The sequence below is a fragment of the Burkholderia sp. Bp9099 genome, assembly GCF_003857805.1.
GTDB lineage: Bacteria > Pseudomonadota > Gammaproteobacteria > Burkholderiales > Burkholderiaceae > Burkholderia.
Genome location: NZ_QTPU01000003.1, coordinates 209,508 through 229,817 on the forward strand (window position 1 = coordinate 209,508; position 20,310 = coordinate 229,817).

A 20,310-nucleotide genomic window follows, 5' to 3' on the forward strand; every position below is an offset into this window, starting at 1 on the left:
GCCACGCAACCCGGCTGTCCCATGAATTGACGGAGATTTTTCGATGACGGTGTATTTCATCGGCGCGGGCCCCGGCGACCCGGAGCTGATCACGGTAAAGGGCCAGCGCCTCGTGCGCACGTGCCCGGTGATCCTGTATGCAGGGTCGCTCGTGCCGCCGGCCGTGCTTGACGGCCATCGTGCGGAACGGGTCGTCAATACCGCCGAGCTCGACCTCGACGCGATCGTCGCGCTGCTCGCCGACGCGCATGCGAAAGGGCAGGACGTCGCGCGCGTGCATTCGGGCGATCCGTCGCTGTACGGTGCGATCGGCGAACAGATCCGCCGGCTGAAAGCGCTCGGGATTCCCTATGAAATCGTGCCGGGCGTGACGGCCACGGCCGCCTGCGCGGCGACGCTCGGGGTCGAGCTGACGCTGCCCGGTGTCGCGCAGACGGTGATCCTCACGCGCTTCGCGGGCAAGACGACGATGCCGGAAGGCGAAGCGCTCGGCGCGCTCGCCGCGCATCGCGCGACGCTCGCGATTCACCTCGGCGTGCGGCATCTCGCGCGGATCGTCGACGAAGTGCTGCCGCATTACGGGCCCGCGTGCCCGGTCGCCGTGATCTATCGCGCGAGCTGGCCCGACGAGGAGCGCGTGACCGGCACGCTGGCCGACATCGTCGGCAAGGTGCAGGGCACGCAGATCGAACGCACCGCGCTGATCCTGATCGGGCGCGTGCTCGATGCGGAAGGGTTCGCGGATTCGACGCTGTACGCGAGCGGGGGGTGATGACGCGTGTACCGAACGCAACGCACTTCGCGTTGCGAGGCATCGCGACAATGGGTTGCCTCGCGAGCGGGGCAACCGATCAATACCCATCGTCGAGCGGCGCTCTCCGCGTGAACCGGCGCGACCGGGTGACAACGGGCAACCGCGCGAACCGGGCCGCCGATCGATGTCCATCGTCGAACGGCACTGCATGAACCGGCAACGGGCAACCGCGCGCCGGCCACGAACCGGGTCGACGCCTTCACGCGCCGCTTCTGAACGGCGCTACGCACGCGCGACACGCCGCGCAAACTGCGGCGCGAAGCCCGCCGCCAGTGCGAACAGCACGACGCACAGGCATGCCATCGCGATCCATGCCGGCGTCAGATCCGCGAGATGCTGGCGCACGATGCCGGCCGCGAACGGAAACAACCCGGCGACCAGATAGCCGACGCCCTGCACGAACCCGGTCAGCGATGCCGCATCGGCCGGCGTCGCCGCATGATCGACCGTGACGATCAGCGACAGCGGAAACAGCGCGCCGATCCCCGCGCCAAGCAGCAGCGCGGCCGGCATCGCGAGCGTGTCCGGCGCGGCCAGCATCACCAGCAATCCGGCGAACAGCGACGCGATCGCCGCGTGCAGCGCGGGCCGGCGATCGGGCAGGCGGTCGATCGTCGCCGAGATCGCCAGCCCCGCGACGACTTCCGCGAGCGTCACGCCGCCGAGCAGGCTGCCGGCCGCGGTCGGCGACCAGCCGAGCCGCATGTAGTACGGCGGCAGCCATGCGAGCACGAGGGTGTAGGCACCCGTCGCGATCCCGAAGAACATCGCGAGCCGCCAGGCCCGCGGCGAGCGCGACGGTCGCGCCTGCATCGGCGGCGCAGCCGTCGGCCCGGACGCCGGTGCGTCACCGCCACGACTGGCCAGCGGCCACGCGAGCGCCGCGACCGCGGCCGGCAGCGCCCAGCCCGCGAGCGCGACCAGCCAGCTCCAGCGGGCCGCGGCGAACGGCGCGACGACGCTCGCGAGCACCGCCCCGCCCATGATCGACGTCGAATAGACGCCCATCGCGCCGCCGATGCGCGTCGCGAAATGCGCCTTCACGAACCCCGGCAGCAGCGCCTGCACCATCGCGATCCCGATGCCCGCGCAACCTGCGCTCGCGAGCAGCAGCCACGCGTGCTGCGCGCCGAAGCGCGACGCGCACGCGAGCCCGATCAGCACGACGCCGAGCCACACGCCGCCGGCGATCCCCGTCACGCGCTGCAGCCACCGCGCCCCGAGCGCGCCCAGGCCCATCAGCAGGATCGGGATCGTGGTCAGCAGGCTCGCCGCGCCATCGCCGATGCCGGTCGCACGCTGGATCATGTCGAGCAGCGGACCGATCGCGGCCAGCGCGGGCCGCAGGTTCAACCCGACCAGTACGACGGCGGCCAGCCGCCAGCCGGGGGAAGTGGAGCGATTCATGATGGAGTGGCCCTCGATATCGGTGCACGACACCTCCGTCCTGCGTGCCGTGCATTTTCATGTAAAGTATCTCGACATCAAGATAAATGCGTATTTATCTCGACGTCAAGATAACTGGTGAGCCGAGGAGGGTTAATGGATCGAGCCGCGCATGCGCTCGCGCAATGGCGCGTCGAGCGTCCGGATCTGGATGCGTCGTCGATGCTCGTGATGGGACGGCTGCAGGAAGCCGCGCTCGTGATCGCGCGCGACGGTCTCAATCCGCTGTTCGCGCGCTACGGGATGCAGCCGGGCGAGTTCGACGTGCTGGCGACGCTGCGGCGCAGCGGCGCGCCGTTCGCGCTGACGCCGACGGCCCTGTACGACGCGCTGATGATGTCGTCGGGCGGGATGACCGCGCGCATCGACCGGCTGCAGAAGGCCGGCTGGGTCGAGCGCCGGCCGAACCCGGCCGACGGCCGCGGCACGCTCGTCGCGCTGACCGACGCCGGCCGCGCGCTGATCGACGATGCGGTGGTCGCGCACGTCGACAATCAGCGCGCGATGCTGGCCGCGCTGTCGGAGGCGGAGCAGGCGCAACTTGCGGCGTTGCTCGAAAAGCTGCTGGCGGGATTGGGAGGAGAAGCGTCGGCCGAAAGGTAGCGCCGCCGCATCGTCACGTCGAACGAACGCGACGAGCGGGACATGGAAACACCGAAAGAAAACGCGCGAAAGGCAGCGCGTGAACCGCCCGCCGCGCGATGCGGCGGGCCGGACAGACGGCGGGCCGCACCGGGTGCGCCCGCCGCGCGGCTCAGCCGCGTGCCGGGATGTTGAGCCCGCGCGCGACGGCCGGACGCGCGACGAACGCGTCGAGCGCCCGCGCGACATGCTTGAATTCGCCGAAGCCGACCAGGTCGCCCGCTTCATAGAAGCCGACGAGGTTGCGCACCCACGGGAAGATCGCGATGTCGGCGATCGTGTACGAATCGCCCAGCACCCACTTGCGGTTCGCGAGATGCGCGTCGAGCACGCCGAGCAGGCGCTTCGATTCGGCGACGTAGCGGTCGCGCGGACGCTTGTCCTCGTAGTCGCGGCCCGCGAACTTGTGGAAGAAGCCGACCTGGCCGAACATCGGGCCGATGCCGCCCATCTGGAACATCACCCACTGGATCGTCTCGTAGCGGCCCGCCGGATCCTTCGGGATCAACTGGCCCGTCTTGTCCGCGAGATAGATCAGGATCGCGCCGGATTCGAACAGCGCCAGCGGCCGGCCGTCGGGGCCGTTCGGATCGATGATCGCCGGGATCTTGTTGTTCGGGTTCAGCGACAGGAATTCGGGCGACAGCTGGTCGTTCGTGTCGAAGCGCACGAGGTGCGGCTCGTACGGCAGGCCGGTTTCCTCGAGCATGATCGAGACCTTGACGCCGTTCGGCGTCGGCAGCGAGTACAGCTGGAGACGGTCGGGATGCTGGGCCGGCCATTTTTTCGTGATCGGGAAGGCGGACAGATCGGGCATGGGGGTTCGTTCGTCAACGTTGAGGATCCGCGCCCCGCCGGCCTGCTACGCGTCGCCGGGCAGCCGCTGACACGGCGGCAGGAACGGGACGAACGCATCGACCGGCGGGCGGGGCGCGCCGAAGACGCCCACTGTAGCCGATCCCCGCGATCGCTGCAGACGGCGGCCACGCGTCGTGTCCGTGCGCCGCCGCGCGCAGCGCGCCTGCCTGTTTCGGTCAGTCGCCTCAACAGACGACGCATCGACGTGTCGCGAACGGGTGCCTGTGGACATCGCGCCAGGCCCTGCGCGCTGCGGCACCCGTGCCACACCGCACCGCATCGTCAGAAGTTGTGCCGCAGCCCGACCATCGCCGCGGTCGTGCCGACCCCGGGCGCGACCGGCTGCCCGTACACGAGCATCTGGTTCATCGTGCCGCGGTTGTTCACGTGGCCGACCTGCGCATAGACCATCGACCGCTTCGACAGGCTGTAGTCGGCCGTGAGCACGACGGCCGTCGAGCGGTTTTCCGAACGGTTGCGGTCCTTCAGGTAATACACCGCCGACGTCACCTGCAACGCGGGCGTGAAGCGATAGCCGACGCCGGCCGACAGCATGTCGAGGTTCACCTTGTCCGCATGCGACGGATTCCTGCCGTTGCCGTACGACGCCGACACCGAGAAGTCACGGATCGTGTATTTCGCGCCGACGTAGATGAAGCGGTTGTTGTCGACGCCGGTCGGCGCGACACCCGGCGCCGGATTCGTGTCGTGGCCGTTGTAGTAGACGGCCGACGCGTTGAGCCCGTAGTTCGAATACCGCAGCACGACCGATTCGCGCGTGCCGCCCTGGAACTGCCCGGCGACGCCGCCGGGCGCGTATTCGAGCGCGATCGACGCGCCCGCGAAGGTCGGCGACTGATAGACGAGCGCATTGCTGTCGTACAGCGCGCCGATCGCGCCGTTGGTGCTCGTGCCCGGCCAGCCGGCCGCGGTGTTCAGGCCGAGCCACGCGGTCAGCACGCTGCCGAAGAACTGCGCGTTGCGCACGTCGGTGTCGGCCATCGCGTAGATCATCGGCACGATCTGGCGGCCGGCCGTGAAGGTGCCGAACGGCCCGGACACGCCGAGCGACGCAACCTGGTTGAAGATCGCGACGGCGCCCGGCGTGTCGCTCAGCTGCATCCTGCCGGTGCCGCTGTCGAACGAGCCCTGCAGCTTGAAGTTGACCTTGTAGCCGCCGCCGATGTCCTCGCTGCCCTTGATGCCCCAGAAGCTCGAATAGATGCCGCCGTCCTTCATGCGGAACACCTTGCCGGTGTTCGGCGCGCTCGGGCCGAACGACGCGGCCGACGTGCTCTGGTACAGCAGGCCCGTGTCGACCACCCCGTACAGCGTGACGGAGGATTGCGCGTGCGCGAGCGCCGCACTGCCGGCAAGCGCCGCGAGCGCGGCCAGTTTCGTCTTCATCGAAGTCTCCAGGATCGTAATGGACCGCACGGGATCGAGCCCGGGCGGGTGCAGCAGGGGAAGCATCGAGGCAGGCGGGAGGGCGCCGGGTGCGACGCCGGTGCGAGCCGTGCGGAAAGACTACGCAACGGCGCGCGGCCGCTCCCCCCCATGCGCGGGGGGCAGGGTTGCGGAGAATCGGAGGGAAGCCCTGGTGACGCGGTTGTCATCAACGGCCGGGCAAGGCCGATCAAGGCCAGTTAAGGCGAGTTGACGCGAGTTGAGGCCGGTTCGGACGTGCGCAGGCGGGCAACGCGCGCGTCAAGGCGCGCTTTCGAGCAACCCGAGCACCAGCGCGCGGCGCACCGCGTGCTTGCGCGAGCTGGCGTCGAGCTTGCCGAACAGGTTCTTCAGGTGCCACTTCACGGTTTCCTCGCCGACGGCGAGCGCCACCGCGATCTCCTTGTTCGACAGGTTGCGCGCGAGCAGTTCGAGGATCGCGCGCTCCTTCGGCGTCAGCACGACGCTCGGCACCGCGCGCGGGCTGGCCGTGCTGCGCGGCGCGGGCGGCACGATGCGCGGCTGCGGCTGTGCGGGCCGGGCGGGTCCGTCGCCCGCGGCCGTCTCGTCGCCGATGCGGCGCGCCCAGTCGGCGACGGCCGGATGCGCGTCGGCGAGCGTGCGCGTGAGGCCGAACATGTCCGCGAGGTTCATCGCCTCGTCGAGCAGCGCGCGGCCGCCGTGCCCGGACTGTTCGAGCGCGAACGCGCTGAGCGCCATGATCTCGATGCGCTCGCGTCCCATGCTCATTTCGCGGGCCAGCACGGCGGCTTCGTCGAGCGCCGCGCACGCATCGTCCCAGCGGCGCGCGGCAAGCGCGGCGCCCGCGTGCGCCATCGCCTGCAGCAGCACGACGGGGCGCCGCCACAGCGGCCCGTGCGACGGAAACTCGGCCGCGGCAATCGCATCGATCCGCTCGACCAGCGCATGGCAGGTCGCCTCGCGATAGCGCGCCGCGTGAATGCGCACCTGCTCGGCGAGGCTCGCGACCGACAGGCGCGGCAGCCGGCGCGCGACGCCCATCGCGTCGAGCGCCTCGAGCAGGTCGATCGCGCGATGCTCGACGCCGCGCAGCAGCGCGATGCGCGCGGCCGTCCGGTAGCCGAGCAGCACGGTGTCGGGCGTGCCCGCGTGCTCGAGCACGTCGAGCCGGTTCGCGAGCAGCGCGGCGGCCTGGTCGACGCGATCGGCCTCGTACGCGATCGCCGCGCACATCGCCGCAAGCATGCAGGTCAGCGGATGGCGGCGCCCGAGATCGGCTTCCGCGCGGGCGAGCGCCGGCGACAACGCGTCGTCCGCGAGCCGGATCTGGCCTTCGCGCAGGTAGCTCAGGCCGGTGATCAGCTCGCCCCAGCGCGCGACGTAGCCGAACCCGGCCGCGGTCGCGCCGCGCGGCGCGGCCTGCTGGAAGCGGCGCGCCTGCGCCGGTTCGCCGACGATGATCGCGCGCGCCGACAGGCGGTTCGCATGCATCTGCGCGAGCCAGGTCGCCCTGGGCGGCGTGAAGTCGGCCCACGGTTCGAACAGCTCGACGAAATGGTCGATTTCGTCCGCGTAGTAGGCCGCCGCACTGAGGATCAGCGCGCATTCGTAGCGCATCGCGGCCGGCGTGCCGGGGTCGGCGAGGATGCCGGCGATCTGGCGCCGCGCCTCGACATGGCGCTCGCCGAGCGCCAGCGCCCACGCGACCGCGATCCGCAGCGTCGGGCGCTTGTCGAGTTCCGCATCGGGCAGCAGCGCGAGCCAGTCGAGCACGTCGTTGATGCGGCCCTGCTTGATCGCGTCCTCGAGGCAGCGCTGCGCGAGCGCGTATGCCGTCTCGAACTGGCCGGCCGCATACGCGTGGCGCGCCGCTTCCTCCGTCATCCCGTGCGCGTCGAGCCACGCGGCCGCGCGTGCGTGCAGCGCGCTGCGGTCTGCTTCGGCGCTCGTCGTCAGACGGTCGCGCAGCGTATCGCGCACGAGCGGATGCAGCCGGCACCAGTCGGAAGCGTCGGACGCGATGAACAGCGGCGTGTCGCGCGCGAGCCGTGCGAGCCGGTCGGGGGCGGCCGCGTCGTCGAGCAGCGCGGCGCACAGCGACGGATGCAGGCGGTCGGCAACGCTCGTGCGGGTCAGGAACGCGGTGTCGTCGGCCGACAAATTCGCGAGCAGCAGTTCGACGAGCCGGTCGCGCGTGCCGTCCATGCGTGCGGCGAGCGCATCGACGGCCTGGCGCGGATCGGCCGAGCGCGCCATCGCGGCCATCGCGAGCTGCAGTCCGAGAGGCCAGCCGTCGACGCGCTCGAACAGCCGCGCGCACGCGTCGGCGTCGACCCGCTGCGCAAAGCGCGCGCCGACCAGCGCGATCGTCTCGTCGAGCGTGAAGCGCAGCCAGTCGGGGCCCGCGAGCGTGCATTGCCCGCCGGCGAGCAGGTCGCCGGCCGCGTGATCGAGCCCGCGCCGGGCCGCGACGACCACCCGCAGGTTCTGCGGCGCGTTGTGCAGCACGTAGGTCAGCGCGTCGAGGCCGGCGGCGGGCAGCCGCTCCGCATCGTCGACGATCAGCAGCGCGTCGATCGACAGTTGCGCGACCTCGGCCAGCCACGCGGTCAGCCCCTCCAGCGCGCGGGCCGCGCCGTCCGGAATCAGGCGCCCGAACGCGGGCCGCGCGCAACCGGTGCGCACCGCCTGCACGAGCCCCTGCAGCAGGCGCGGCGCGTCGTCGCGCTCGTCGGCGGACAGCCACACGACCGCGCGGCCGAGCGCGAGCGATTCGCGCCGCCATTGCGCGAGCAGCGAGGTCTTGCCGTAGCCGGCCGGCGCCTGCACGAGCGTGACGGGCCGGGCGTCGAACGCCGCCGCGGCAAGGCTCAGCCGCGCGCGCGCGAGCAACTGCGCCGGCACGCGCGGCGCGGTCGTCTTCAGCACGAGTTCGGTCGGGGGCGCGTCGGCGCGTTCGGGTGGGTGAGCCATCGGGGCAGCAGTCGGAATCCGGCGCTGCCGTGCAGGCCGGCGTCCGGGGTGGGCGTGGGGGGAAGGATCGGCCGAACCGCGTTCGCGCGTCAATCCCCCCCGCGGCGAGTGGGGCCGCGCCGCCTCCCGGCCGATAGCATGGATTCCGAGGCGTGACGAACGCGATTGACGAATGCAACGGGGAGGGGCCATGAACATCGTATCGACCGGCGCGCGCCGCAGCGCGGCGAGCGCCGGATAAACGGAGCGGCACGATGTATCGCCATCTGCTCGTGACGGTCGACGGCGTGCCCGGCGGCATCGACGCGATCGGCCATGCGCTCGAACTGGCGCGTGCGGTCGGCGCGCGGGTCACGTTCGTGCTGTCCGGCGCGGCGCCGCAATCGCCTGGCTCCGACTCGCGTTTATCCGGAGCGCGGATGCCGGAACACGGTGCGAAAGTGGAAGCCGCCGCCCGGGCGCAGGGCCTGTCCCATGCGATCGCGGGGGCCGGCGATCCGGGGGCCGGCGGCACGTCGCCCGCCACGCTCGCCGGCGAACTCGGCTGCGACCTGATCGGCGTCGCGGCGCTGCCGCACGATGCCGATGCCGGCGCGGCCGCGCAACGGCGGTTGCTGCTGGCGACGAGCGGCGTGCCGGTGCTCGTGTGCCCGGCGCGGCGTGCGCCGGCAGAGGCGCGCGTGATGGCCCGCTGTCTCGCCGCGCATCGCGCGCTCGGCGCGCAGTTGCAGGCGCTGACGCAGTTGCAGGCGCCGACGCTCGCGAGCGAAGCCCCGGACTCGGCAACGCGGCCGGCCGCCGATGCAGACCGCGCGCTCGCGGTGCACGCCGCGTTGGCGTCGCTCGCGGCGCTGCAGGACGCGCGTTCCGGGCCGTCCGCCGAAGCACGCCTGTGCGCGGCATTGCGCAGACGGGCGGAGAGCACCGCGGCCGAACTCGACGAGCTCGACCGCCAGCGGCGCCGCGACGCGCACGCGCTCGACGCGCTGGCGCGGCTCGCCGCCGACGGCTTGCCGTCGGCCGCGTTCGATGCAGCGCTCGCCGTCTATGCGCGCGGCGCGTTCGAGCAGATGGGGCGCATGGAAGGCGTGATTTTCCCGGCCGCGCGGCGCTATTTGAGCGACGCCGACTGGACCGAACTGGACGCGCCTCCGGCGAGCGGCTCAGCCGCGACGACGCCGGACGCGGACGAACCCGACGATGCGTGACGCGCATCCGACTGAAACCCTACGGAGAACCAGATGGCACATGCAGTGCGATTCCACGAAACCGGCGGCCCCGACGTGCTGCGCTGGGAAGCGGTCGAAGTCGGCGACCCGGGCGCGGGGCAGGTCCGCCTGCGGCACGAGGCCGTCGGCCTGAACTTCGCCGACACGTATTTCCGCAGCGGCCTGTATCCGGTGCCGCTGCCGGCCGGCATCGGCGTCGAGGCCGCCGGCGTGGTCGAGGCCGTCGGCCCCGGCGTGACGAACGTCGCCGCCGGCGACCGGGTGACCTACACCGGCTTCCTGAACACGCTCGGCGCGTACAGCACCGAACGGCTGATCGCCGCCGCGCCGCTCGTGAAGCTGCCGGCCGGGATCGCCTGCGAAACGGCCGCGGCGATGACGATGCGCGGCCTGACGTCGGCGTACCTGTTGCGCCGCATCCACGCGTTCGCGCCGGGCGACACGATCCTGCTGCACGCGGCCGCGGGCGGCGTCGGGTTGATCGTGTCGCAATGGGCGAAGCTGCTCGGGCTGACGGTGATCGGCACCGTGTCGAGCGAGCACAAGGCCGCGATCGCCCGCGCGCATGGCTGCGACCATACGATCGACTACAGCCGCGAGGACGTCGCGAAGCGCGTGCGCGAACTGACCGGCGGCGCGGGCGTCGACGTCGTGTTCGACAGCGTCGGCAAGGACACCTTCGAGGGCTCGCTCGATTCGCTGAAGCGGCGCGGGCTGATGGTCTGCGTCGGTACCGCGTCGGGCCCGATCCCGCCGTTCGACCCGCAGCGCCTCGCGATGAAGGGTTCGCTGTACCTGACGCGCCCGGCGCTGGCCGACTACATCGCCGATCCGGCCGAGAAGAACGACCTAGCCGGCGAGCTGTTCGCGCACGTCGCGGCCGGCCGCATCCGGATCGAGATCAACCAGCGTTACGCGCTGCAGGACGCGGCACAGGCGCACCGCGATCTCGAGTCGCGCAAGACGACCGGCTCGTCGGTATTCATCGTCTGAGGAGACGCGCATGCGAGTCGAACCCCTGACCTGTGCGATCGGCGCGGAGCTGCTGGACGTGAGCCTCGCCGACGCCGTGCACGACGACGGCCTGTTCGCCGAGATCCGCACGCAACTGCTGCGCCATCGCGTGCTGTTCCTGCGCGACCAGGACATCACGCGCGCCGAGCACGTCGCGTTCGCACGCCGCTTCGGCGAGCTCGAGGATCATCCGGTCGCCGGCAGCGATCCCGAGCACCCGGGGCTCGTGCGGATCTACAAGTCGCCCGACCAGCCGAACGACCGCTACGAGAATGCGTGGCACAGCGATGCGAGCTGGCGCGTGGCGCCGCCGCTCGGCTGTGTGCTGCGCTGCATCGAGGGTCCGCCGGTTGGCGGCGACACGATGTGGGCGAACATGGTGCTCGCATACGAGAACCTGCCGGAACACGTGAAGCAGCAGATCGAAGACTTGCGCGCACGCCACAGCATCGAGGCGAGCTTCGGCGCGGCGATGCCGGTCGACAAGCGCCTCGCGCTGAAGGCGCAGTATCCGGACGCAGAGCATCCGGTCGTGCGCACGCATCCCGAAACCGGCGAGAAGGTGCTGTACGTGAACGCGTTCACGACGCACTTCACGAACTTCCATACGCCCGGGCGCGTGCGCTTCGGGCAGGACGCGAATCCGGGCGCCGGCCAGCTGCTGCAATACCTGATCAGCCAGGCTTACATCCCCGAATACCAGGTGCGCTGGCGCTGGAAGAAGAACAGCGTCGCGATCTGGGACAACCGCAGCACCCAGCATTACGCGGTGATGGACTACCCGCCGTGCGTGCGCAGGATGGAGCGCGCGGGCATCGTCGGCGACGTGCCGTTCTGAGCGCGCCCGCACCTTAACCGACTCGCAACCCTGTACACGACGCGCCAGGCCAGCCGCCCGGCGCGGCGGGATACGCACGCCCGTACGCCTGCACTAAAACGATTCCCACTGGAGGACGACATGCAATTTCTCGACGATTCGCTGCACCCGGAAAACCAGGACAAGGTAGTCATCACGGTCGCGCCGTACGGCCCCGAATGGATGCCCGCCGACTTTCCGGAAGACATTCCGGTGACGATGGACGAGCACGTGCAGAAGGCCGTCGACTGCTACAACGCGGGCGCGACGGTGCTGCACCTGCACGTGCGCGAACTCGACGGCAAGGGCAGCAAGCGGCTGTCGAAATTCAACGAGCTGCTCGGCCGGCTGCGCGAGGCGGTGCCCGACATGATCCTGCAGGTCGGCGGCTCGATCTCGTTCGCGCCGGAAGGCGACGGCGCCGAGGCGAAATGGCTGTCCGACGACACGCGCCACATGCTCGCCGAGCTGACGCCGAAGCCCGACCAGGTGACGGTCGCGATCAACACCGTGCAGATGAACATCACCGAGCTGATGAACCGCAAGGACATCGCCGGCACCTCGCTGAACGAAGCCGCGCTGTGGGACGCGTACCGCGAGATGACCGTGCCGGCCGGCCCCGGCTGGGTCGACGAGCACCTGCGCCGGCTGCAGGCGGCCGGCATCCAGCCGCATTTCCAGCTCACCGGCATGCACGCGCTCGAGACGCTCGAGCGGATCATCCGCCGCGGCGTCTATCGCGGGCCGCTGAACGTCACGTGGGTCGGCATCGGCGGCGGCTTCGACGGCCCGAATCCGTACAACTTCATGGAATTCGTGCGGCGCTGCCCGGACGGCGCGTGCATCACGCTCGAATCGCTGATGAAGAACGTGCTGCCGATCAACACGGTCGCGATGGCGCTGGGCCTGCATCCGCGCTGCGGGATCGAGGACACGATCATCGACCAGAAGGGCAACCGGATGACGTCGGTGCAGCAGGTCGAGCAGTGCGCGCGGATCGCGCGCGAACTCGGGCGCGAGATCGCCACCGGCAAGGAGGCGAAGGCGATCTACCGGATCGGCGTGCAGTACGACGGCGTCGACGAGACGCTCGCGCAGCTCGGGATGGCGCCGAACCGCCGGCCGGGCCAGCTGAGCGTGCCGCTGCGCGCGGCCTGACGCACCGGGCGACCGTGCAACCGGGCGGCCCGCGAGCGCCGCCCGCCGATCGATGTGGCGCGGCACCCACCCTCGCGCCGTGCGCGAGGCAAGCTCCGACGAACGGAGCGGGGCCGCGCAAGCCGCGCCGGCGCGTTGCCGCACCGGTGCCGGAGGAGACACGCATGCTGATTCATCACGTCGAGCCGTCGCTGCAGGACGTGGCGGCCACCGGGCGGCGCGCGCCGGCCTATGCCTGGCTCGTGTTCGGGCTGACCGTCGGCCTGCTGCTGTCGGACTACATGTCGCGGCAGGTGCTCAATGCCGTGTTTCCGCTCCTCAAGCACGCGTGGGGACTGTCGGACACGCAGCTCGGCTCGCTCTCCGGCGTCGTCGCGCTGCTGGTCGGCCTGCTGACGTTCCCGCTGTCGGTGCTCGCCGACCGCTTCGGCCGCGTGCGCAGCATCGTGCTGATGGCCGCGCTGTGGAGCGTCGCGACGCTCGGCTGCGCGCTGTCGACCAACTACGCCCAAATGCTCGTGTCGCGCGGCCTCGTCGGGCTCGGCGAAGCCGCGTACGGCAGCGTCGGCGTCGCACTGATCCTCAGCATCTTTCCGGCCCGGCTGCGCGCGACGCTGACCGGCGCGTTCATGGCCGGCGGCGCGTTCGGCTCCGTGTTCGGGATGGCGCTCGGCGGCCTCGTCGGCGCGCATCTCGGCTGGCGCTGGTCGTTCGGCGTGATGGCCGCGCTCGGCATCGTGCTGCTCGTCGCGTACCGCGGCGTGGTCACCGAACGGCGGCTCGCGGCCTGCCGCGTCGAACCGTGCCGGCCCCATGCCGATGCGCCGCGCGACCTGCGCGGCAGCGTGCGCGCGCTGATGTCGGGGCTGTTCGCATCGCGTTCGGTGATCTGCGCGTATGTCGGCAGCGGGCTGCACCTGTTCGTGCCCGGCGCGCTGTTCGCGTGGCTGCCGAGCTACCTGAACCGTTATTACGCGATGGCGCCGGACCGCGCCGCGGTGCTCGCGGCCGGCTTCGTGCTGCTGTCGGGCGTCGGGATGGTCGGCTGCGGGATCGTCACCGACCGTGTCGGCAAAACCGACGGCAAGCGCAAGTGGTTGACCGCGATCGCGTATTGCGTGCTGACGGGCGTGTGCCTCGCGGCCGCGTTCCGGCTGCCGCCCGGGCCGCTGCAACTCGCGCTGATTTGCGCGGGCATGCTGGTCGGTGCGGGCGCGTCCGGCGCATCGGGCGCGATGGTCGCGAACCTGACGCCCGCCGCGATCCATGCATCGGCGTTCGCGACGCTCACGCTCGCCAACAACCTGCTCGGCATGGCGCCGGGCCCGCTGCTGACGGGGTGGGTCGCCGATCGCGCCGGCCTCGTCGGCGCACTGCAATGGATTCCCGTCGTGCCGCTCGCGGCCGCCGTGTTGTTCGCGATCGGACGCGCGAGCTACGCGGCCGATCTCGCGCGCGTCGAACGCGAACGGCGCGCGTCCCACCTTTCCTGAACCGAACCCTCCCGGAGGCTGCATGACCCTGGCGACCGCGCCCACCATCCTGATCGTGCCCGGCTTGCGCGATCACGTCGAAGACCATTGGCAGACGCATCTGCAACGACGCCTGCCGAACGCACGGTCCGTCGCGCCGCTCGAAGCCGACAAGCTGAGCCGCGCCGCGCGCGTCGCGGCACTCGATGCGGCGCTCGCCGCGATCGACGGCCCCGTGATTCTGGTCGCGCACAGCGCGGGCGTGATGATCACGGTGCACTGGGCACGGCAGGCCACGCGCAAGATCCACGGCGCGCTGCTCGCGGCACCGGCCGATCTCGACACGCCGATGCCCGCCGGTTACCCGGCGCCCGACGCGATCGCCGCGAACGGCTGGACCCCGGTACCGACCGGGCGGCTGCCGTTTCCGAGCGTCGTGGCCGCTAGCCGCAACGATCCGCTCGCGCGCTTCGAACGCGTCGAACTGCTGGCGGCCGGGTGGGGCAGCAAGCTCGTCGATCTCGGCGAAGTCGGGCATCTGAATCCGGCGTCCGGGTACGGCGAGTGGCGGGATGCGGAGCGGCTGATCGGGGAGGTGATCGCGCTCGGTGCGGCCTGAGCGCCATCGGCAACGCGCCGCGCATGAATTCCCTGCCGGCGCGTCAACGTGAACCGATTCCATTTGAGCGCCCAGCGACATACGACGTCCTAACACGCCGCGTGCCCGTCGCCGTGTCGCGGCGCCAAATCGTTCAATCTACAAATCCTCGGGAAACGGAAGGTTTCTGTTAGGGAAATTCCCGCCCCGCGCCAGTCGGTTTTTTGTTGACCGACATCGTATAACGCCGTCATGATTTCCTGAAAAGAAAGGTCCCATCCACCGACCGAAGTGAGGAGACATGAACGCCACCCCGATCGCTCGCCGTGTCCGCCGGATCGCACTCGCGCTGGGTTTCACGCTGTCGGCCGCGGCAGCCGTTGCCGCACCCGTATCGCTGAACGTCGTCGACGTCGCGGGCAACCTGCAGCTCACGCAGAAGGCCATCGAGGCGTTCAAGGAGAAGAACCCGAATCTCGTCGCGAACGTCACGTTCACGAACGCGCCCGCGCCGCAGCTGCCGGGCAAGATCAAGGCGATGCAGGCGGCGGGGCGCGCCGACATCGATCTCGTGCTGACCGGCACCGACGCGCTGGCCGCCGGCATCGAGCAGAACCTGTGGCTGAAGCTGCTGCCCGACAACGCGGGCGCGTTCCCCGGCGTGCTCGACCGGTACGCGCCCGGCCCGCGCAAGATGCAGGATGTCGCGCAGGGCTTCGGCCTCGAAGTGACCTACATGCCGGCCGGCCCGCTGCTCGAATACAACCCGGCGAAGGTCGCCGACCCGCCGAAGACGCCCGAACAGCTGCTCGCGTGGTGCAAGGCGCATCCGAACAAGCTGATCTACGCGCGCCCGGCGAACTCGGGCCCCGGCCGCACGTTCCTGATGGGGCTGCCGTACGTGCTGGGCGACAAGAACCCGCAGGATCCGATCAACGGCTGGGACAAGACCTGGGCGTTCCTGAAGCAGCTCAACGACTGCGTGCCGTACTACCCGGGCGGCACGTCGGCCGTGATGAAGGAGCTCGGCGAAGGCACGCGCGACATGACCGTGACCGTCACCGGCTGGGACCTCAACCCGCGCGCGCTCGGCATCGTGCCGGCCGACTTCCGGATCCAGGCGTTCGACAACATGACGTGGGTCAACGACGCGCACTACATGGTGATTCCGAAGGGCGTGGCGAAGGACAAGCTCGACGTGCTGTTCAAGCTGATGAACTTCCTGCTCGAACCGGCGCAGCAGGCGATGACCTACGACGACGGCTACTTCTATCCGGGCCCGGCGGTGAAGGGCGTGACGCTCGAGATGGCGCCCGCGCACAGCCAGGAAGTGATCAGGAAGTTCGGCCGCCCCGAGTACGCGAAGCTGCTCGCGGAACGTCCGCACGTGCAGCCGCTCAACGCGCAGGCGATGGTGGCCGCGTTCCAGAAGTGGGACCGCGAGATCGGGTCGCAGAAGTCGAAATGACGGATGAACCCGCGGGCGCCGCGGCGCCCGCGCCGACGGAGTTCGCGTAATGAAGCACAGTTTCGAACGGTTGCGGCTCGACGGCGTGTGCCGCAGCTTCACCAATGCGGAGGGCGCGCAGGTCGCCGCACTGAACGGGCTCGATCTCGACATCCGGCGCGGCGAGTTCGTCGCGCTGCTCGGCCCGTCGGGCTGCGGCAAGTCGACCGCGCTGAACTGCATCGCCGGGCTGCAGCCGCTCACGAGCGGCGGCATCTGGCTCGACGACACGCGCATCGACGTGCTGCCGCCCGAGCGCCGCGGCTTCGGCATGGTGTTCCAGAACTACGCGCTGTTTCCGCACATGTCGGTGCTCGAAAACGTCGGCTTCGGGCTGAAGATGCGCGGCGTGCCGAAGCAGGAAACGCGGCGGCGCGCGCAGCAGGCGCTCGAACTCGTGCAGCTCGTCGGCCACGAGGGCAAGCTGCCCGGGCAGTTGTCGGGCGGGCAGCAGCAGCGCGTCGCGATCGCGCGCGCGATCGTCATCGAGCCGCCGCTGGTGCTGATGGACGAGCCGCTGTCGAACCTCGACACGAAGCTGCGCATCGAGATGCGCGCCGAGATCCGCCGCATCCACACGCAACTCGAACGCGCGACGATCTACGTGACGCACGACCAGGACGAGGCGCTGTCGATGGCCGACCGGATCGTCGTGATGAAGGAGGGCGTCGTGCAGCAGGTCGCGTCGCCGAAGGACGTGTACACGCGCCCGCACAACCTGCACGTCGCGCGCTTCATGGGCTATCGCAACGTGCTGCCGTTCACGCTCGAAGGCATGGCCGGCGATTACGTGAACGTCGCCGCCGCGGGTGTGCGCATCACCGGCGTGCCGATGGCGGGCTTCGACGGCAAGGACGTCGTGGTCGCGCTGCGCCCCGACGACATCGAGCGCGCACAAGCAGGCGCCGACAACGCATTCGACGCGACCGTCGAAACGGTCGAATACGGCGGCCGCGACTCGCTCATTCGCGCGATCACGCCGTTCGGCCCGATCTGGGCGCGCGTCGCCGGCGAATTCGCGCAGGGCGAACGGCTGCGGCTGCGCGTGAGCCCGGCGCGCACGCTCGTCTATGCGGGAGACGCGCGATGAACGGCCGCGGCGCCGCGTGCGCGGCAGCGCGCCCCCGGGAGGCCAGCATGAAAACCATCCCCGATCGCCGCCGGACGCACATTCTTGCGCAACGGAATGCTTCTGTCGGGCACTGTCGAAACAGCACTTGCAAGGGCGGTGCCGCATGAGCACGCTCGCGACCGGCGGCGCGCCGCGCGACGCGAAGGCGTGGCTCGTCACGCCCGCGCTCGCGTTCATCGTCGCGCTGTTCATCTATCCGTTCGCGTACGGCCTCGTGCTGTCGTTCCAGCCGACGAACGGCGGCGGCGTGCTCGCGAACTACGTGCAGTTCTTCACCGACACGGCGATGTGGCCGACCGTGCTCGTCACGCTGAAGCTCGCGGTGCCGGCGACGCTGATCAACGTCGGCATCGCGGTGCCTGTCGCGTTCGCGCTGCGCCGCAACTCGCCGTACCAGAAGTTCGTCACGACGCTGCTCGTGATTCCCGTCACGCTCGGCACGGTGCTCGTCGCCGACGGGATGCTCACGTACTTCGGCCCGAACGGCTGGTTCCCGCAGGCGCTGCAAGGGCTGCACCTGTACACCGACGAGGTGCGCCTCACGCACAACTACTGGGGCGTGCTGCTGTCGCTGATCGTGTCGGGCTTTCCGTTCGCGTTCCTGCTGATGCTGTCGTACATCAGCGGCATCGACCCGACGCTCGCGCGCGCCGCGGCCACGCTCGGCGCGAACCCGTGGCAGCAGTTCCGGCGGATCTACCTGCCGCTGCTCGTGCCGGGGCTCACGATGGCCGCGTGCCTGTCGTTCGTGCAGGCGTTCTCGGTGTTCCCGTCAGCCGTGCTGCTCGGCGCGCCGGCCGGGCCGACGCGAGTGATCTCGATCGCGGCCGCCGAAGCCGCGTTCGAGAGCTACGACTATTCGCTCGCGTCGGCGATCGCGATCGTGATGGGCTTCGTGCAGCTGCTGGTGGTCGCGTCGATGCTCGGCGCGCGCCGCTTCTTCTATACCGGTCCGGTCACGGGAGGCAAGGGCTGATGGCGACCGACAATCATGCCGCGCCGGCGTGGCCGCCGAAGCACAGCCCGCCCGGCGCGCAGCCGGTCAACGCGATGAAGCCGCGCAAACTGCGCGGCAGCCTCGCCGGCCGTGCATGGAAGGCGCTCGTGTGGGGGCTGATGGCGTTCTTCCTGCTGAACGTGATGCTGCTGATCGCGACCGTCGCGGTGAACTCGGTCGCGACGCGCTGGTTCGGCACGCCGCTGCCGCAGGGCTTCACGCTGCACTGGTATGCCAAGGCGTGGGAAGACTTCCAGCTCGCGAGCGTGCTGTGGGTGACGGTCGAAGTGGTCGGCGCGGTGGTGCTGCTGTCGGTCGCGCTCGGCGTGCCGGCCGCCTATGCGCTCGCGCGCGTGCAATTCCGCGGCAAGCGCTTCGCGCTGCTGGTGTTCCTGCTGCCGCTGATGGTGCCGCCCGTCACGTACGGGATCCCGATGGCGACCGTGATGTACAAGGTCGGGCTCGCCGGCACGCTGCCGGGCGTGATCCTCGCGAACCTGGTACCGGCGCTGCCGTTCGTGATCCTCGTGATGACGCCGTTCATCGAGCAGATCGATCCGAACCTCGAAGCCGCCGCGCGCATCTTCGGCGCGAACACGTGGCGCTATTTCCGCTACGTGCTGTTGCCGCTGCTGGTGCCCGGCATGCTCGCGGCCGGGCTGCTCGTGCTGGTGCGCACGATCGGGATGTTCGAGCTGACCTTCTTCACCGCGGGCCCGAGCACGCAGACGCTCGTCGTCGCGCTGTATTACGCGGTGTTCTCGACCGGCGTGCGCGCGCCGCAGTCGATCGACGCGATGGCGATGATCTACATGGCCATCACGCTCGTGTGGGTCGTGATCGCGCTGCAGTTCGTGAGCCCGACGCAGCTCGTGAGTCGCGTGAAGCAGGAGCGGCAATAGGCGTCCACGTGTGGCGGCGTGCGTTAACGCGACTCAACGCGAAGGACAGCGGCGGCGCAGCGATGCAGGCGGTCCTGCCGATGCTTGCGCGCGCCATCCGTGCAATTGGTTACAAATGGATACCGCGAACCGTGCACGGACGTTGCAGACTACGCAGCGTACCGGCCCGGCGATACGTTCGCTCGCATCGCCGCATGCCGCCCGACGTTCACCCGATTCGCGGAGTTCCATGAAGTTTCCCACGCTGCTCACGCTCGGCTGTGCGGCCACGCTGCTTGCCGCCTGCAACCTGCTCCACGACGGCCCCGGATCGAGCGACGTCGATGCCGCGGTGCGCCGCGCGCTCGAAGCGGAAAACCACGGCGGCCTGAACGCGCTGTTCGGCCAGCCGCTGCCCGTGTCGGCCGACGTGATCTCGGCGAAACCCGACGGCGACTGCAGGAAGGTCGGCGAACGGACCTACACGTGCGACGTCGTGGTCACGTGGCGCAACCACGATTACGCGCCGTCGCGCGCGAACCTGACCTTCGTCAAGGCCGCCGACGGTTCGTGGCAGACCTCGGGCGTCGACGCGGCCATCGCGACCGGCGCCGCCAAATCGCTGATCGACCGGATCGGCAAGGCGTGGCCCGGCAACGCGGCGAGCGGTGCGTCAGCGCCGCAGTGACGCGGCCGGCGACGGGCTTCGTCGCGCTTTCTTCAGAGGACGCTCCCGGCGCGCGGAACCGTACCGTTCTCCACGGACCGCTGGCGGACTGCGCGAACGGTGCCGCGACCGCGGCGGTGCCCCATCTTGTTCGACCCGTGCTCGGGCCCGGATTAGCGGCAAAAAAGGGCGCAAACGCGACCGGGTATCGACCGAACCCATCCTCGGTATGCGGATCGGAATATAGGGAAAACCCTTAATTCGAGCTATAATCACGACCTAGAAGAAAGGTCGAACCATGCCCGAACGTCTCCAATCCCTTGAAAAATTTGTGTTTTCCCTGGTCGTGATGTCCGCGGTCTTCTGCTCCGCGTTCCTCGCGTACGAGCGTCACCCCGAGATCAAGATCGCGCTGCACGAAGGCGAAGCGCTGATGCGCGAAAGCGCCAAGTATTCGGTCATCTGCTCGCCGTCCAAGGTCGATCCTTGCGTCGAGATGTCCGCTTACTGATCGATCTTCGCGTCGAGGCTCGCGCGCCGGTCGGCGCGGCAGCGAACGGTGTCCTGGGCACCGTTTCATCAGTTTTGGACTCGTCCTACAGATTTGGCGGCCTGATTTCCTTGAAGTAGCGCCCATC

The 20,310-nt window shown here is 70.0% G+C and carries 18 protein-coding genes; 14 read left to right on the top strand and 4 right to left on the bottom strand.

Annotation, left to right across the window (positions count from 1 at the left end; all coding sequences use genetic code 11):
- Positions 1-43 precede the first annotated feature (43 nt).
- Positions 44-772: a precorrin-4 C(11)-methyltransferase gene (gene cobM, locus DIE17_RS04555; protein ID WP_124485487.1), complete on the top strand. Its 729-nt coding sequence runs from the start codon at positions 44-46 to the stop codon at positions 770-772.
- A 264-nt stretch (positions 773-1,036) separates the two neighbouring features.
- Here cobM and DIE17_RS04560 read toward each other — a convergent pair whose 3' ends face one another.
- Positions 1,037-2,221 carry an MFS transporter gene (locus DIE17_RS04560; RefSeq protein ID WP_124521768.1) on the bottom strand — a complete coding sequence of 395 codons (1,185 nt, stop codon included), beginning with the start codon at positions 2,219-2,221 and terminating at the stop codon, positions 1,037-1,039.
- Positions 2,222-2,356: 135 nt separating this feature from the next.
- On the opposite strand from DIE17_RS04560, the gene DIE17_RS04565 reads away from it, so the two are divergent.
- Positions 2,357-2,863, top strand: a complete 507-nt coding sequence (locus DIE17_RS04565) for a MarR family winged helix-turn-helix transcriptional regulator (RefSeq protein WP_124520773.1) — start codon at positions 2,357-2,359, stop codon at positions 2,861-2,863.
- 151 nt (positions 2,864-3,014) lie between these two features.
- Here the strand turns inward: DIE17_RS04565 and DIE17_RS04570 are convergent, their stop codons facing one another.
- The 3 genes from DIE17_RS04570 to DIE17_RS04585 form a co-directional block, all read right to left on the bottom strand.
- Positions 3,015-3,719, bottom strand: coding sequence for a glutathione S-transferase N-terminal domain-containing protein (locus DIE17_RS04570; RefSeq protein ID WP_124521766.1), 705 nt, complete (start codon positions 3,717-3,719; stop codon positions 3,015-3,017).
- A 323-nt stretch (positions 3,720-4,042) separates the two neighbouring features.
- Entirely contained in the window at positions 4,043-5,167 is a 1,125-nt protein-coding gene (locus DIE17_RS04580; RefSeq protein ID WP_124485483.1) for a porin, read from the bottom strand.
- Between the two features lie 300 nt (positions 5,168-5,467).
- A complete protein-coding gene (locus DIE17_RS04585) occupies positions 5,468-8,161 on the bottom strand; it encodes a LuxR C-terminal-related transcriptional regulator (RefSeq protein ID WP_124521762.1) in 2,694 nt (897 codons plus the stop codon).
- Positions 8,162-8,415: 254 nt separating this feature from the next.
- On the opposite strand from DIE17_RS04585, the gene DIE17_RS04590 reads away from it, so the two are divergent.
- From DIE17_RS04590 to DIE17_RS04645, 12 genes are all read left to right on the top strand, one after another.
- A complete protein-coding gene (locus tag DIE17_RS04590) occupies positions 8,416-9,369 on the top strand; it encodes a universal stress protein (RefSeq protein ID WP_124521760.1) in 954 nt (317 codons plus the stop codon).
- A gap of 33 nt (positions 9,370-9,402) precedes the next feature.
- Entirely contained in the window at positions 9,403-10,383 is a 981-nt protein-coding gene (locus DIE17_RS04595; RefSeq protein ID WP_124485480.1) for a quinone oxidoreductase family protein, read from the top strand.
- Between the two features lie 10 nt (positions 10,384-10,393).
- Positions 10,394-11,242 carry a TauD/TfdA dioxygenase family protein gene (locus tag DIE17_RS04600; protein WP_124521758.1) on the top strand — a complete coding sequence of 283 codons (849 nt, stop codon included), beginning with the start codon at positions 10,394-10,396 and terminating at the stop codon, positions 11,240-11,242.
- Between the two features lie 120 nt (positions 11,243-11,362).
- A complete protein-coding gene (locus tag DIE17_RS04605; protein WP_044843535.1) occupies positions 11,363-12,418 on the top strand; it encodes a 3-keto-5-aminohexanoate cleavage protein in 1,056 nt (351 codons plus the stop codon).
- 164 nt (positions 12,419-12,582) lie between these two features.
- Positions 12,583-13,911, top strand: a complete 1,329-nt coding sequence (locus DIE17_RS04610; protein ID WP_124521756.1) for an MFS transporter — start codon at positions 12,583-12,585, stop codon at positions 13,909-13,911.
- Positions 13,912-13,933: 22 nt separating this feature from the next.
- Positions 13,934-14,509: an alpha/beta hydrolase gene (locus tag DIE17_RS04615; protein ID WP_124485477.1), complete on the top strand. Its 576-nt coding sequence runs from the start codon at positions 13,934-13,936 to the stop codon at positions 14,507-14,509.
- Positions 14,510-14,789: 280 nt separating this feature from the next.
- Positions 14,790-15,956 carry an ABC transporter substrate-binding protein gene (locus DIE17_RS04620; RefSeq protein WP_044843531.1) on the top strand — a complete coding sequence of 389 codons (1,167 nt, stop codon included), beginning with the start codon at positions 14,790-14,792 and terminating at the stop codon, positions 15,954-15,956.
- A 49-nt stretch (positions 15,957-16,005) separates the two neighbouring features.
- Complete coding sequence (locus DIE17_RS04625) at positions 16,006-17,085, top strand: ABC transporter ATP-binding protein (protein WP_124521754.1); 1,080 nt, start codon at positions 16,006-16,008, stop codon at positions 17,083-17,085.
- Positions 17,086-17,230: 145 nt separating this feature from the next.
- Positions 17,231-18,103: an ABC transporter permease gene (locus tag DIE17_RS04630; protein ID WP_044843529.1), complete on the top strand. Its 873-nt coding sequence runs from the start codon at positions 17,231-17,233 to the stop codon at positions 18,101-18,103.
- Complete coding sequence (locus DIE17_RS04635) at positions 18,103-19,026, top strand: ABC transporter permease (protein WP_124521752.1); 924 nt, start codon at positions 18,103-18,105, stop codon at positions 19,024-19,026. The genes DIE17_RS04630 and DIE17_RS04635 overlap by 1 nt, the downstream gene beginning before the upstream one ends.
- Before the next feature lie 229 nt (positions 19,027-19,255).
- A complete protein-coding gene (locus tag DIE17_RS04640) occupies positions 19,256-19,693 on the top strand; it encodes a hypothetical protein (protein WP_124485474.1) in 438 nt (145 codons plus the stop codon).
- Between the two features lie 277 nt (positions 19,694-19,970).
- Positions 19,971-20,183 (top strand): hypothetical protein, encoded by a 213-nt coding sequence (locus DIE17_RS04645; protein ID WP_044843526.1) that lies wholly within the window; start codon positions 19,971-19,973, stop codon positions 20,181-20,183.
- Positions 20,184-20,310 lie beyond the last annotated feature (127 nt).